Raw genomic sequence first — 13,603 nt, 5'->3', positions numbered from 1 at the left:
CGCGCAATTTCGCACGATTCCACCATTTGCGTCCATCGCGGCGAGACGAGGCTCACAAATAAGATCGGGCCTTGCCGGTTCTCGGCAAAGCCCGTGCAGATATTGCCGCCGGCGCTCAGAGATCGCTGAGCTTGCCCATGTGTTTTGCGACAAGATAGTAGAAGGTGACGCGGTTTTTGTTCCGGTCGCCGCTCATTTCCTCGCAGACCTTCGCGATGATCTCGTCCGCGCCGGCCGCGTTGCTGGCGCCCAGTTTCTTTTCGCACCATTTCTCGCGCACCCGCGCGAGTTCGCTCGGGTCCGAACAGGAGACGAGAGAGGCATCGCGGCTGCGCAGGGCGATGCCGAGATGCTTGACGATCCTGGACACCTTTTCCTCGTCGGCCCCGGCGTCATAGCGCCTGACATCATCGAGATATTCGCTCATCCGGTATTTCCTTCCCTGCCACACGCTGTTTGACTTCGAACGAAGGTCCAACGCCCCGATCGGACCTTGCGATACTTCGGCGCGATCATGTTCGCGACGCGTCCTGTAAAGTCAAGCCGACCCTTTGAAATCGCTTCGGGAACAGCTATATGCATGGGTGCCGGGCAACCGGCTATGACAATAAACTGGCGATGCAATAAGCCATTCGGACCCGGGGGCGGTACCCGGCGCCTCCACCACAAGCGGTTCGCGCGAACCGTTTTTGATGGGGGCGAAACAGGATCGACGAGGGTGTAAAGATCGTTCTTTTGTTCGGCATGATACCACCGTTATCGGGTCAATCTAGTAGTTGCAAACGACAACTATGCTGAGGCACGTCTCGCTGCCTAATGGCGGTTCGACAGCTTCGAATTAAGTCCTAGGGGCTAGCACCTCTAGGCGGGGTCCGGAGGCACCTGGCAACAGAAGCCTCCACTTCCATACCCTTCTCTCGGCTTTCCAGCGGCGTCTGCCTCTTGACCTGCCGCCGCGAAAAAAGCACATCATGACTTCCACGCTTCCCCGAGGGCCGGACGACGAGCAATGACCGAAGACATGATCCGCTATGACATTCTGGTGCAGAATGCCCTGCGTGGCGTGATCCGCAAGGTTCTGACCGAAGTCGGCAAGACCGGTTTGCCCGGGAATCACCACTTCTTCATCACCTTCGTCACCAGCGCGCCGGGCGTGAAAGTCTCCAACCGGATGCGCGAACAGTATCCCGAGCAGATGACGATCGTGCTCCAGCACCAGTTCTGGGACCTTGAAGTGACCGAAACGGCATTCAGCGTCGGCCTGTCCTTCTCCGACGTCCCGGAAAAGCTGCATGTGCCCTATTCCGCCATTCGCGGCTTCTACGATCCATCGGTGAATTTCGAGCTCGAATTCGATGTCGAGAATGCCGATGCGCCGATCGACGTCCTGCCGGCCGCCAATCCGGAGGATCAGGTCGCGGAGATAACGCCCGAAGCCCCTGCGGCGGAAGGCGAAGGCGACCAGGAAGAGGCAACGCCCGCGGGCGGCGCCGATGTGGTCTCGCTCGATTCCTTCAGGAAGAACAAATAGCGCGAAGGGCGCTTCATGCCCGTCCGCAAACACTCCGTCAGCATTTCAGGACACCGCACGAGCTTCTCGATCGAGGAGGAGTTCCTGGCACTGCTCAAGCGCGCCGCCGAACAGGACGGACGTTCGCTCGCGGCGCTCATCGCCGAAATCGACGAGGAAAGGCCGCGCGATTCGAACCTGTCGTCGGCCCTGCGCGTCCATGCGCTCGACCTGGCGCTTCAGGGACGGTTTACGAGTTGATGGCGGCGAGGTGTCTGGCGAATTCCGGCGTCGCCATCAGCGCCTTGCACCGCGCGAAGCGGCCGTCGGCATAGGCGCGGAAATCCTCGGCCGGATTGTTGTTGGCAAGCTGGATCAGCCCCCAAAGCGTCCACAGCAGGTCGCACATCGCCTTGTAGATCACCATGCGGCCGTGTTCGCGCGGCGGCACTTCGCCCTCGAAATAGGCAACCAGCATTTCCTCGTCCTGAACGTCGGAAAAGCCGCCCTCCACCGAGAGGTCGCCGAGATCCCACATCGGATCGTTCATGCCGGAATATTCCCAGTCGACGATCCACATGCGGTCATTGGTGTCGAGAAAGTTCTCGCACAGCGGGTCGCAATGGCATGGCGCGAGCGGAGCCGGATTGACGGCCAGCGCCTCGCGCACCGCTTCCGCCTCGCGGACGACATCGTGATAGCCGTCCGGCAGCTCCACGTCCTTGGTCGAGAGAATACCGAGATACTCGTCGATCATCGAGAACAGTTCGAATCGGAAGGGAAACACCGCCGTCGAGAGATGCAGCGCGCGAAAAACCTCGCCAGCGCGCGCCGGCGCGCCGTCGCGGGTCTGGAACCCTTCCGGCGTCATGGTCTCCGCGCCCTCGACGAAACGGGTCACCATGACCCCGGTCTTTTCATCGAAATAATGCATCCGGGGGCTGACGCCGGCCAGCGCCGCGGCGCGCGCGGCGGCGGCCTCGTTGCCGCGGTCGATATATTCTTCGGTGCCCTTGCCGGGAATGCGCAGGCAGTAATCGCCGACGCGATAGACGAGATTGGTCAAACCGCCGAGACGCTGGGGTTCACCGGCGTCCGCGAGCAGCGGAATACCAGCGATGATTGTGCGCGCCTCGTCGATTTCAGCCGTCATGCCTTCAAACGCTCCATTCTCGCATCATAGAGGCAGCGTGGACCGCGCACCGCCTCATATGCCTTGCCGAACGCTTCGATCTGAAACGCCCCCTCGCCGGCCAGTTCCACGGGCAGATAGCCGAAGCCGATCGTCTTGCCCAGGTGATGACCGTAGCCGGCGCTCGAAAGCGAACCGACTGCCTTCCCCTCAAGTAGCACGGTTTCGCCGCCGAGAAACGGTGCGAAACCCTGTAGTGCGAATGTTACGAGGCGTCGCGTTACACCGGCTTGCTTCGCCTTGGCAAGCGCTTCCCTGCCGATGAAGTCGCCTTTGTCCAGCGCGACGGCGAATCCGAGGCCCGCCTCGAAGGGCGTGGTCTCCGGCGTGATGTCGGCTGACCAGTACAGATACCCCTTCTCGAGCCGGCAGCTTTCGATGGCGCGGTAACCGGCATCGGCGATGCCGTGTGGCTCGCCGGCGGCCTTCAGCGCCTCGTAGACATGCGCCGCATAGTCCTGCGGCACATAAAGCTCCCAGCCCAGTTCGCCGACATAGCCGACCCGTACCGCAAGCGCGCGCGCCAGCCCGATCTCGATCTCGCGCGCGGCGAGGAACGGAAAGGCCTCGTTCGACAGATCGTCTTCGCAGACCGATTGCAGCACGTCCCGCGCCTTCGGCCCGCAAATGTTGATCACCGCATAGGCGTTCGTCACGTCGCGCATCGCGACGCCGTCGGGCAAATGGCGGCGCACCCAGGCGCTGTCGCGCACGCCGAAACCCGCGCCCGTCACCATCAGGAACCGCTCCGGGCCGGCGTGAACGAAGGTCAGATCCGCCTCGACACCGCCTGTCTCGTTGCAGAGCTGCGTGTAGAAGGCCTTTCCCGGTTCGCCCGAAAGATCGCCGGCGGCGATGGCGTTCAACGCCGCCTGCGCGCCCGCTCCGGTGATCTCGAATTTCGAGAAGGACGACTGGTCGATCAGCGCCACCCGCTCGCGGATCGCTTTGGCTTCCTCACCGACGGCATCGAACCAGCCCGGCTTGCCTTCGAAACTCGGCGTTTCGGTCGATGTCGTGCCAGGCAGCGCGAACCAGTTCGGCCGCTCCCAGCCGAATTTCGAGCCGAACTGCGCGCCCGAAGCCGCAAGGTTGGCATGCAGCGCTGACCGCCGCAGCCCCCGGCCGGCGTGGCTTTCCTCGCCCGGCCAGTGGATCTTGTAATAGGAGCCGTAGGCCTCGACGGCGCGTTCCTCGAGATATTTCGCCTGGGCGTGCGGCGCGCCGAAGCGGCGGACATCGAAGGCCCAGAGGTCGAGGCCGGGATCGCCATGCATGATCCAGTTGCACATGGCCTCGCCCGCCCCGCCGGATGCGGCGATACCGGCGGTGAACCCGCAGGCGACGTAGAAATTGTCGAGTTCCGGCGCCAGCCCCATGATCGGCTCGCCATCGGCGGAAACGGGAATGGGGCCGTTGATGATCGTGCGGATGCCAATCTCGTTGAGCACCGGAAGCCGTTCGGCCGCCGGCAGCGCGAACAGTTCCAGCCGGTCCATATTGGCGGGAAACAGTTGGCGTCCGAAATCGAACGGCGCGCGCTGGCCCCAGCAGCCGGGCGTTCCGTCCTCCCAGCCGCCGATCGCAAACGCGCCGCCCACATCCGGCTTCAGGTAGAAATTCTTGTCCGGATCGCGCAGCGTCGGCAGGTCGTCGCCATGGTCGAGACCCTTTTCGGTGACGAAATACTGGTGTTCCACCACGCCTGCGGCAAGCGCGACGCCGGCCATCTCGCCGATCCGCTTTGCCCACAGCCCGGCGCAATTCACCAGCACGTCGCAGCCGATCGTGCCATGATCGGTGACGACGCCCACCGCGCGCCGGTTCTCGATCACGATGTCCTCGACCTGCACGCCCTCCTCGATGCGCGCGCCGTTTTGCCGGGCGGCATATGCCATCGCCTGCGTCAGCGCATAGGGATCGATATAGCCGTCCGACGGTATGAAGGCCGCGCCCACCACGCCGTCCGGATCGACATAGGGAAACTTGTCGCGCGCTTCCGACGCGCTCAGGCTGTGGCACTCGAAGCCGAAGCTCTTGGCGAGCTGCATCGAGCGCCGGATTTCGCTCCAGCGCGGCTGGCTCGACGCCAATCGCAGCGATCCGACCTTCTTCCAGTCGGTCGCCTGGCCGGTCTCCGCTTCGAGCCGGTCGAACACGGCAACGGAATTCTGCATCAACTGCGTCAGCGATTTCTTGCCGCGCAACTGCCCGACAAGTCCTGCCGCATGCCATGTGCAGCCATGGGTGATCTGCGCCTTTTCGAGGACGAGCACGTCCTTTTCCCCGGCGCGGGCGAGATGATAGGCAAGCGAGCAGCCGATAGCGCCACCGCCAATGATGACGATGCGCGCATGGCGATCCGGATTGAACGACATGATGTCAGGCTTTCACACGGGAGTTTGAAGGATCGAAGAACGGGTCCATGCCGATGGTCGCGGGGAAGCGTTCATTGGCCACCACAAGTTCGTAGGAGCCGGATTCGAGGAAATCGTCGCTGACGCCGTCGGCATTGCGCACATAGCCGTAGCCGACGCTCTTGCCGATCGTGTAGCCGTAGCCGCCCGAGGTCAGGTAGCCGACCGTCTCGCCGTCGCGCAGGATTGTCTCGCGCCCGACCAGTACGACGTCCGGATCGTCCAGCGTGAACCCGGCGAGCCGCTTCGTCAGCGCCTGACCGGCCTTCGCCTCCAGCGCCTTGCGGCCCATGAAATCCGTGTTCTTGCGCAGCTTCACCGCCCAGCCGAGCCCCGCCTCGAAGGGCGTATCGTTCGGCGTGATGTCCGACGACCATGCGCGGTAGCCCTTCTCCAGCCGCAGGCTTTCCAGCGCCCGGTAGCCGATGGGCCGGATATTGTCCGCTTCGCCGGCCGCCATCAGCGCGTCGAATATCTCGCCGGTCGCGCCGATCGGCACGTGCAGTTCCCAGCCGAGTTCACCGACATAGGTCACGCGAAGCGCCCGCACCGTGTATCCGGCGATGTCGATCTCGTGCACATGCGCGAAGGGAAACGCCGCATGGGACACGTCGGCATCGGTAACCTTGGCCAGCACGTCGCGCGCCTTAGGACCCATCAGCGACAGCGTGCCCCACTCCTCCGTGATATCCGTGAGCGTCGCGTCGCAATCGGCCGGAATATGGTCGGCGATCCAGGCGGCATCATGGGTGCGGAAGCCCGTGCCGGTGACGATGTAGAACCTGTCTTCGGCCAGTCGCGCCACGGTCAGGTCGGCCTCGATGCCGCCCCGGCTGTTCAGCAACTGCGTGTAGGTCAGCCGGCCGACCGGCTTCGACACGTCGTTGGCGCAGATCCAGTCGAGCGCCTTTTGCGCGTCCAGGCCGGTGAGTTCGTATTTGGCGAAGGACGACTGGTCGAAAATGCCGACATGCTCGCGCACATGCGCGTGTTCGTCACCGACCGGGCCGAACCAGTTCTGCCGGCCCATCGAATAGACGTCTTCCGCCTCCATGCCCTCCGGCGCGAACCAGTTCGGCCGTTCCCAGCCGAGCTTGGAACCGAACACCGCGCGATACCCCTTGAGGCGGTCGTAGAGCGGCGAAACGATGCGCGGACGGCCGCTCTCGTATTCGGCATGCGGAAATCCGATTTCGTAATGCTTTCCATAGGCTTCGAGCGTCCGGTCGCAGACCCACTGCCGGTCGCGATGCATCTCCGAAAACCGCCTGATGTCCACGACCCAGAGATCGAGCGGCGCCTCGTCGGTCATCGTCCATTCGGCGAGCACCCAGCCCGCGCCGCCGCCCGCCGCGATGCCGAAGGCGTTGAAGCCCGCGCCGACATACAAGTTGGCGCATTCCGGCGCGGTGCCGAGGATGAAATTGCCGTCCGGCGTGAAGCTCTCCGGGCCGTTGATCATCTGCTTGACGCCGCTTTCCGCCAGCGCCGGAATCCGGGCCATCGCCTGTTCCATGTGCTGTTCGAAATGGTCGAAATCGTCGTCGAAAAGCCGGAATTCCCAGTCGTTCGGCACGTCGCCGGTCGTCCAGGGCTGCGGGTTCGGTTCGTAGCCGCCCATCACCAGCCCGCCGACTTCCTCCTTAAAATAGGTGCGCCGGTCGGGATCGCGGATCGTCGGTGCATCGGTGGCAAGCCCCGGGATCGGCTCGGTGATGATGTATTGGTGCTTCACCGGCTGCAGCGGGACATTGATGCCGGCCATCTCGCCGACCTGCCGCGCCCACTGACCGGCGCAATTGACCACCTTCTCGCAGGCGATTTCGCCCTTGTCCGTCTTCACGGAGACGATCCGGTCGCCCTCCATCCCGAAGCCCGTCACGCGGACGTTCTCGTGGATCTTCGCGCCATGCATGCGCGCGCCCTTGGCGAGCGACTGGGTGATGTCGGACGGGCTCGCCTGCCCGTCGGTCGGCAGCCAGCTGGCGCCGACGAGATCGGACGTGTCCATCAGCGGCCACATCGCCTTGACCTCGTCGGGCGAAAGCAAATGCATCTCCATGTCGAAGGAGCGCGCCGTCGTCGCCAGCCGCCGGTATTCCGTCCAGCGGTCCTCATTGGTGGCGAGCCGCAGGCAGCCGCTCATCTTCCAGCCCGTGGCGAGACCCGTCTCCGCATCGAGGCGCTTGTAGAGGTCGACCGAATATTTCAGCACCCGCGTGATCGAGGCGGACGAGCGCAACTGGCCGACGAGCCCCGCCGCATGCCACGTCGAGCCGGAGGTCAGCGCCCCCTGCTCCAGCAGCACGACTTCGGCCTTGTGGTCTTTCGCCAGGTGATAGGCGGTGGAGCAGCCGATGATGCCGCCGCCAATGACGACGATCTGCGCGTGCTGGGGTAGCGTCATGATCCGGTCTTTCCGTGTTTGGAGCGATAGCGGTCGAGCGCGGCGGAGAGCCGGTCGAGATTTTCGCGCGCATAGTCGGCGTAGTTTGCGCCGGGCGCGCTGAGATGAAGGTCTGACACCATGGCCCACATCGCCTCGCGCAGAAGCGAGGCGCATTGCATGGCGTCGAAGGAGCGCATCAGCGCACTGTCCGGCGCGTGGCCGAAATAGGTCGTGAGCAGCGCGGCGGCCGCGGCCTCGTCCATGCTGGAGTTGGACGCCGCGCCGGCAAGATCGAACATCGCCGTCGAGAAGCCGGCATATTCGAAATCGATCAGCCACAGCCTCTCGCCGTCATCGAGGAAATTCCCCGGCAGCAGGTCGTTATGTCCGAAGACGATCGGCAGCGGCGCCTGCGCGGCTTCCAGTTCGGCGGCCAGCTCCAGATATCCCGGAAGCTCCGGCGTGAACGCACTGCCGCCCGCCTCGATCGTGCGGGCATAGTCGCGGATCACGTGGAACGCCCAGAACATGAAGCCCGGTCCGGTGATTTCGGCCGGCATCTTGGTGTGGAAATCATGCAGCAGCCGCGCGATCCGCTCGGGCTGCGCGCGCATGTCGGCTTCCGTCCATGTCCGCGCGTCGAGGAATTGCGAGACCATCACGCCCGGCGCGGCATATTCCACCTTCGGCGCGAAACCGGCGGCATGCGCCGCCCGTGCACAGGCAATCTCGCGCTCGCGGATGACATGGTGGAAGATGTAATCCTTGCCGAACCGCACGACATGCCGGCCCGCGCCATCCGTCACCAGCCAGCTCTCGTTCGACAATCCGCCCGTCAGCGGCTCCATCTCGACGCTGCCGGTCCAGCACGGCAGCGCGGCCACGCGGTCTGACACGCTCATGAAGGCTCCTCCGCAATCCCGAGCCGCGCCCGCGCCCGCGCCGCACCCGCCGAGATCAGCCGGTCCGCGATGATCGCGATGAAGGCAACCGCCAGGCCCGCGACGAGACCGCGTCCCGGATCGGCCTTGGTCAGCGCGATATAGACCTCCTGTCCGAGATCGCGCGTGCCGACCAGCGCGGTGATCACAAGCATCGAGAGCGCGAACATGATCGTCTGGTTCACGCCCAGCATGATCTCCGGCAAAGCGAGCTTCAGCTTGATGCGCGTCAGCAATTGCCACTCGGTGCAGCCCATCGCCTTGCCGGCCTCGACGAGGCGCGGATCGACCCGATTGATGCCGAGCACCGTGTAGCGGATCGCCGGCGCTACCGCATAGGCGACGACCGCGATCATCGCCGTGAAGTCGCCGACGCGAAACAGCATCACCGCCGGCATCAGGTAGACGAAGGACGGCAGCGTCTGCAGCGTGTCGATCGCAAGCTTCACCCAGCGCCACAACCGGTCCCGCTCGGCGGAGAGGATCCCGACCGGAATGCCGATCAGCCCGGCAAACATCACGGAAATCCCGCACAGATAGACCGTGATCATCGCCTTTTCCCACTGGCCGGTCGCGGCGATCAGCGCGGCGAGCGCAGCGACGAGAAGCGCCAGCTTCGGCCCGCGCAACAGGAAGCCGGCAAACGCCAGCAGCGCCACGACGCCGGCCCAGGGCAGGCTTAAGAGGAACCGCTTGAACGGCACCAGCAACTGGATCAGCAGCGTGTTCTTGATCGCTTCCAGCGTGTCGAAGAAATTGACGTTGATCCATTCCACGACGCGCGACCAGAAGGTCCCGGTCGAAACCTGCAGCGCTTCCGGATAGGCCTGGATCGCGGGAACAAAAAGGCCGGCGACGCCCGTAAGGACCACGAAACCGAGCGCCGCCAGCAAATAGGGGTGACGCGCCACGAAGCCGCGCGCCTGCGTTTCATCGGTCGCCGCATTGCGGTTGGCAAAGGCCTGGCTCAGCCGGTCGAGCGCGATCGCCAGCGCCACGATGGCCAGCCCCGCCTCCAGTCCCGCGCCGAAATCCAGCCGCCGCAACGCCGCCAGCACGTCATAGCCGAGCCCGCCCGCGCCGATCATCGAGGCGATGATCACCATGTTCAGCGACAGCATGATCACCTGGTTGACGCCCACCATCAGGCTTTCCTTGGCAGTCGGCACCAGCACCCGCCATGTCATCTGGCGGCGCGTGCATCCGATCATGTTGCCGAGATCGCGCACCTCGGAAGGCACCTGGCGCAGCGCCAGCATGGTCACGCGCGTCATCGGCGGCATGGCATAGATCAGCGTCGCGACCACCGCCGCCGTCGCGCCGAAGCCGAACAGGAACAGGATCGGCACGAGATAGGCGAAGACCGGGATCGTCTGCATCAGGTCGAGGATCGGCAGCAGCGCGCGCTCCAGCCAGCGCCAGCGATAGGCGGCGATGCCGAGCAGCAATCCGCCGACGACGCCGAGCGGCACCGCGACGAGGATCGAGGCGAGCGTCACCATCGCGCTCGTCCACTGTCCGAACACGGCGATGAACAGGAAGCACAGCGCGACGATCAGCGCGAGCCGGCGTCCGCCCGCATAAAGCCCCATCAGCGTCACGATCGCCGTCACCGCGATCCACGAAATCGGCGGCAGCAGCTGCACGGCGCTGGAGCCCGGTCCGCTCATCAGGCCCGAGGCAAGAAGGCTCAGCGCCACCTTGTAGGGGAAGTCGATGACCGCCGCGATGAAGCGCGTCAGGTCTGTGAAGGTGAACAGGCCGAATGTCGCGTCATTGAGCAGCCACTTGGTAAAATCGCTGATCCAGCGCGCCGCCGGGATAATCTGCTTCTTGGGATACTCGAACGCCCAGGGCGCGATATCCTCGCCGAACTTCCAGAAGGCGATGAAGGCGGCGAGCGCCAGCACGAACACGACGAGGCCTCGCCACGCCGTTGTGGTCGTCACGCTGCCCGACTGGGTTGCCGCCACATCCGCCATCGGTCAGCCCCGCATCATCAGCTCGATAACGTCGTCGCGCCGCAGGACGCCGATCGTTTCTCCGCTCTCGCCGGTCACCCGCAGCCGGTCCGCCCCTTGGAGGAAAAGGGGCGCCGCCTCGGCGATCGTCGCTCGGGCGGAAACCGCGGCCTCGGGCGCATCGCCATCGTCCTGGGTCATGACGGATCCGGCGCGCACCACCTTGGCCCGCGGCACGGCGCGGGTGAACTCCTCGACATACTCGGTCGCCGGGTTGAGCACGATATCCTCGGGCGTTCCGGCCTGGACGATCTCGCCGTCCTTCATGATCGCGATCCGGTCCGCCAGCCGGATCGCCTCGTCGAAATCATGCGTAATGAAAACAATGGTCTTCCTGAGCACCGATTGCAGGCGGATGAATTCGTCCTGCATCTCGCGGCGGATCAGCGGGTCGAGCGCCGAGAACGGCTCGTCCAGGAACCACAGTTCCGGCTCGACGGCGAGCGAACGGGCGATACCGACGCGCTGTTGCTGGCCGCCGGACAATTGCCGCGGATAGGAATCCTCGCGGCCGGTCAGCCCGACCAGCGAAATCATCTTTCGGGCGCGGTCCTCGCGCGTCGCGCGGTCGACCCCCTGCACTTCCAGCGGGAAGGCGACATTGGCGAGCACCGTCATGTGCGGCAGCAGCGCGAAGTGCTGGAACACCATGCCCATCTTGTGGCGGCGGATTTCGATCATCCGCTTTTCGTCGGCCGCCAGCAGGTTCTCGCCGTGAAAGAGGATTTCCCCGGCGGTTGGCTCGACGAGGCGAGAGAGACAGCGCACCAGCGTCGACTTGCCGGAACCCGAAAGCCCCATGATGACGAAGATTTCGCCCTCGTTGACGCTCAGGCTGACATTGCGCGCCGCGCTGACCAGCCCCTCGGTGGAGATTTGTTCCAGCGTCGGGTTGCCGCCGGTTTTTTCCAGGAACTCATGGGCGCCCTGCCCGAAAAGTTTCCAGATATTGCGGCATACCAGTTTGGCTTCCGGCGGCGACATTCAAGGCCTCGGCAGATCGAAGGAATTGCGGATGAGAAGCCACCGCCCTTTCGGGCGGCGGCCTTCGGTGTGCGGTCGGATACGGGCCCTTACTGGCCGATCCAGCCTTTCCAGCGGTCTTCGTTGTCCGCCATCCAGCTGTCGACGACATCGTCGATGGACTCGCCGTCGAGATCGACGTCGGTAATCATCGCGCCCATCTCGTCATTGTCGATCGTGAACGCCTTGATCGCTTCATAGGCGCCGGGCCATTTGTCCTTCACGCCGGCCCAGCCGACCTTCCAGATCTCGCCGAACGGCTTGCCGCAGTCATAGGCCATGTCGGGATTGGAGCCCCAGGCCGGGTCGTTGTAGCAATCGGCGGTGTATTCGGGAAACTCCACCCACTCGCCTTCGTACTTCGCCGGAGCCCAGTGCGGCGCATAGACCCAGAGCAGCACCGGAGCCTCGCGCTGATAGGCGCTTTCCAGTTCCGCGAACAGCGCGGCGTCGGTGCCTGCATGGATCACCTCGAAAGGCAGGTCCAGCGCTTCGACGCGCTCGTCGTCAAAGCCGCCCCAGGTCACCGGACCGCCGAGATAACGGCCCTTCGGCGCGGTTTCGGCCGTCGAGAAGGCTTCCGCGCATTCCTCGGTCTTCAGCGCTTCCCAGTTGGGAAGACCGGGGCATTTTTCCTTCATGTAGATCGGGTACCACCACTCTTCCTTGGCCTTCATGCCGGTCGGGCCGAAATTCTCGACCTTGCCGGTAGCCGTCGCGGCGTCCATCGCCTCGCGACCGGTGGTTTCCCACATTTCCATGGCGACATGCAGGTCGCCGGTTTCCAGTCCCGCGAACTGGGCCAGGTAGTCGGCCTGGACATATTCGACATTGTAGCCGGCCTTCTGCAGCACCTCGCCCATCAGCTGGGTCGTGATCAGCTGGCCTGTCCAGTCATGCAGCGTCAGCTTGATCGGATCGGAGGATTCCTGCGCCGATGCGGGAAAAGCCGCCGCCGTCAGCGCAAAGGCCGAGACCGCGAGGCCGGCCAGTACCGTCTTCGTCTTGCGTTGAGTTGCTTTCATGTCGAGCTCCCTGTTCACCCTGTTTCCGGGACCCGTGATGATCGCAATTGGCAGGCCGAACGATGTCGGCGATTGCAGCACACCCTAGTCCTGATCAAAATTACGCGTGAGATTTCGGGTTCTGTCAATCGCGTTGTGTGGTATTTTGTGATTTTTATGCCCGGTTTTGTGGAAATGCCTGTAAAATCGGCGAGACATGCCCAAGCCGTGGGCAGGAATCGGAGTTGAAAGCCATGCTTTCCAAGCGCCACCAGCAAATCCTGCGCATCCTCAACGAGGAGGGAACGGTCACGATCTCCTCCCTCGCGGCGCGTCTCGACGTCTCGCTCGAAACTGTCCGCCGCGACGTCAAGCCGCTGACCGAAAACGGCTCCGTCCTCAAGATCCATGGCGCGGTCGGCCTTGCCGGCCAGATCGGCGAGGCCCCCTTCGAGCGCCGCATGCGCGAAAACGCCGTCGCCAAGCAAACGATCGCCCGCCATCTCGCCTCGACCATCCACAATGGCGAATCCGTCATGCTCGACACCGGCACGACGACGAGCTTCGTCGCCCGCGAACTGACCGGCCACCGCCGCCTCACCGTGGTCACCAATTCTTCGGACATCGCCCGCACTCTGGCGACGGTAAACGGCAATCGCGTCTACATGGCGGGCGGCGAGTTGCGCAGCGATTCCGGCGCCGCCTTCGGCAATTCCGCCATCGACTTCATCACCCGCTTCACGGTGGCCCACGCGGTCATCTCCGCAGGCGCGCTCGACGCCGGCGGCGTGATGGATTTCGATCTGGAGGAATCCGAATTCGCACGGCGCGTTCTGGCCTGCGGCGAGCGCAAGGTCGTCGTCTCCGACGGCTCCAAATTCGGCCGCAGGGGCCTCGTTTCCGTCTGCAAGTTCGACGCGGTCAGCGAACTGATCACCGACCGCGATCCGCCGGAAGATATCGCCGACGCGCTCGAAGCCGCCGGCACGACCCTCACGGTCGCCGGCGGCTCCAGCCAGAAGAGCTGAAGTCAGATTTGGATCGAAACCTCAGCCTCACGATACGCATTCGAACCAAAGGCAAGAGGCCCCGTATGATGGGTCTGT

General features: G+C 64.1%; 10 protein-coding genes, 1 other RNA gene and 2 pseudogenes. 4 read left to right on the top strand and 9 right to left on the bottom strand.

Features of this window, described 5'->3' with window-relative positions:
- Positions 1-115 precede the first annotated feature (115 nt).
- Complete coding sequence (locus tag ACQK2M_RS09315; protein ID WP_223475636.1) at positions 116-427, bottom strand: DUF2853 family protein; 312 nt, start codon at positions 425-427, stop codon at positions 116-118.
- Positions 428-546: 119 nt separating this feature from the next.
- Between ACQK2M_RS09315 and ssrA the strand changes: the two genes are divergently transcribed.
- From ssrA to ACQK2M_RS09300, 3 genes are all read left to right on the top strand, one after another.
- Positions 547-903: a transfer-messenger RNA gene (ssrA, locus tag ACQK2M_RS09310) on the top strand.
- 106 nt (positions 904-1,009) lie between these two features.
- Positions 1,010-1,531 carry an SspB family protein gene (locus tag ACQK2M_RS09305; protein WP_425417555.1) on the top strand — a complete coding sequence of 174 codons (522 nt, stop codon included), beginning with the start codon at positions 1,010-1,012 and terminating at the stop codon, positions 1,529-1,531.
- Between the two features lie 15 nt (positions 1,532-1,546).
- A complete protein-coding gene (locus tag ACQK2M_RS09300; RefSeq protein WP_223475638.1) occupies positions 1,547-1,771 on the top strand; it encodes a ribbon-helix-helix domain-containing protein in 225 nt (74 codons plus the stop codon).
- Here ACQK2M_RS09300 and ACQK2M_RS09295 read toward each other — a convergent pair.
- The 8 genes and pseudogenes from ACQK2M_RS09295 to ACQK2M_RS09260 all read right to left on the bottom strand — a co-directional run bounded on the left by ACQK2M_RS09295 (position 1,761) and on the right by ACQK2M_RS09260 (position 12,518).
- On the bottom strand, positions 1,761-2,663 hold the full coding sequence (locus ACQK2M_RS09295) for a phosphotransferase (RefSeq protein WP_425417554.1): 903 nt from the start codon (positions 2,661-2,663) through the stop codon (positions 1,761-1,763). The genes ACQK2M_RS09300 and ACQK2M_RS09295 overlap by 11 nt on opposite strands.
- Positions 2,660-5,080: a GcvT family protein gene (locus ACQK2M_RS09290; protein ID WP_425417553.1), complete on the bottom strand. Its 2,421-nt coding sequence runs from the start codon at positions 5,078-5,080 to the stop codon at positions 2,660-2,662. Before ACQK2M_RS09290 ends, ACQK2M_RS09295 begins: the two co-directional genes overlap by 4 nt.
- A 4-nt stretch (positions 5,081-5,084) precedes the next feature.
- Positions 5,085-7,526, bottom strand: a complete 2,442-nt coding sequence (locus tag ACQK2M_RS09285; RefSeq protein WP_425417552.1) for a GcvT family protein — start codon at positions 7,524-7,526, stop codon at positions 5,085-5,087.
- Positions 7,523-8,410 (bottom strand): phosphotransferase, encoded by an 888-nt coding sequence (locus ACQK2M_RS09280; protein ID WP_425417551.1) that lies wholly within the window; start codon positions 8,408-8,410, stop codon positions 7,523-7,525. Before ACQK2M_RS09280 ends, ACQK2M_RS09285 begins: the two co-directional genes overlap by 4 nt.
- Positions 8,407-8,937, bottom strand: a pseudogene (locus ACQK2M_RS09275) (ABC transporter permease); the annotation flags it as partial. The pseudogene ACQK2M_RS09275 and the gene ACQK2M_RS09280, both read right to left, overlap by 4 nt.
- Before the next feature lie 519 nt (positions 8,938-9,456).
- A pseudogene (locus ACQK2M_RS09270) lies at positions 9,457-9,951 on the bottom strand (ABC transporter permease); the annotation flags it as partial.
- A 483-nt stretch (positions 9,952-10,434) separates the two neighbouring features.
- The gene (locus ACQK2M_RS09265; protein WP_425417549.1) at positions 10,435-11,454 is read right to left on the bottom strand and encodes a quaternary amine ABC transporter ATP-binding protein; all 1,020 of its coding nucleotides are present in this window, start codon (positions 11,452-11,454) and stop codon (positions 10,435-10,437) included.
- A gap of 89 nt (positions 11,455-11,543) precedes the next feature.
- Positions 11,544-12,518, bottom strand: a complete 975-nt coding sequence (locus ACQK2M_RS09260) for an ABC transporter substrate-binding protein (RefSeq protein ID WP_223475645.1) — start codon at positions 12,516-12,518, stop codon at positions 11,544-11,546.
- Between the two features lie 233 nt (positions 12,519-12,751).
- On the opposite strand from ACQK2M_RS09260, the gene ACQK2M_RS09255 reads away from it, so the two are divergent.
- Positions 12,752-13,525 carry a DeoR/GlpR family DNA-binding transcription regulator gene (locus ACQK2M_RS09255; protein WP_425417548.1) on the top strand — a complete coding sequence of 258 codons (774 nt, stop codon included), beginning with the start codon at positions 12,752-12,754 and terminating at the stop codon, positions 13,523-13,525.
- Positions 13,526-13,603 lie beyond the last annotated feature (78 nt).

Source organism: Oricola indica (assembly GCF_965227485.1).
Lineage (GTDB): Bacteria > Pseudomonadota > Alphaproteobacteria > Rhizobiales > Rhizobiaceae > Oricola > Oricola indica.
This window is presented reverse-complemented; position numbering and strand designations above follow the sequence as displayed.

What these genes read in the sequence shown, in the direction of transcription:
- ACQK2M_RS09315 (WP_223475636.1), bottom strand. Translation starts at nt 427, where the DNA reads ATGAGCGAATATCTCGATGATGTCAGGCGCTATGACGCCGGGGCCGAC.
- ACQK2M_RS09305 (WP_425417555.1), top strand. Translation starts at nt 1,010, where the DNA reads ATGACCGAAGACATGATCCGCTATGACATTCTGGTGCAGAATGCCCTG.
- ACQK2M_RS09300 (WP_223475638.1), top strand. Translation starts at nt 1,547, where the DNA reads ATGCCCGTCCGCAAACACTCCGTCAGCATTTCAGGACACCGCACGAGC.
- ACQK2M_RS09295 (WP_425417554.1), bottom strand. Translation starts at nt 2,663, where the DNA reads ATGACGGCTGAAATCGACGAGGCGCGCACAATCATCGCTGGTATTCCG.
- ACQK2M_RS09290 (WP_425417553.1), bottom strand. Translation starts at nt 5,080, where the DNA reads ATGTCGTTCAATCCGGATCGCCATGCGCGCATCGTCATCATTGGCGGT.
- ACQK2M_RS09285 (WP_425417552.1), bottom strand. Translation starts at nt 7,526, where the DNA reads ATGACGCTACCCCAGCACGCGCAGATCGTCGTCATTGGCGGCGGCATC.
- ACQK2M_RS09280 (WP_425417551.1), bottom strand. Translation starts at nt 8,410, where the DNA reads ATGAGCGTGTCAGACCGCGTGGCCGCGCTGCCGTGCTGGACCGGCAGC.
- ACQK2M_RS09265 (WP_425417549.1), bottom strand. Translation starts at nt 11,454, where the DNA reads ATGTCGCCGCCGGAAGCCAAACTGGTATGCCGCAATATCTGGAAACTT.
- ACQK2M_RS09260 (WP_223475645.1), bottom strand. Translation starts at nt 12,518, where the DNA reads ATGAAAGCAACTCAACGCAAGACGAAGACGGTACTGGCCGGCCTCGCG.
- ACQK2M_RS09255 (WP_425417548.1), top strand. Translation starts at nt 12,752, where the DNA reads ATGCTTTCCAAGCGCCACCAGCAAATCCTGCGCATCCTCAACGAGGAG.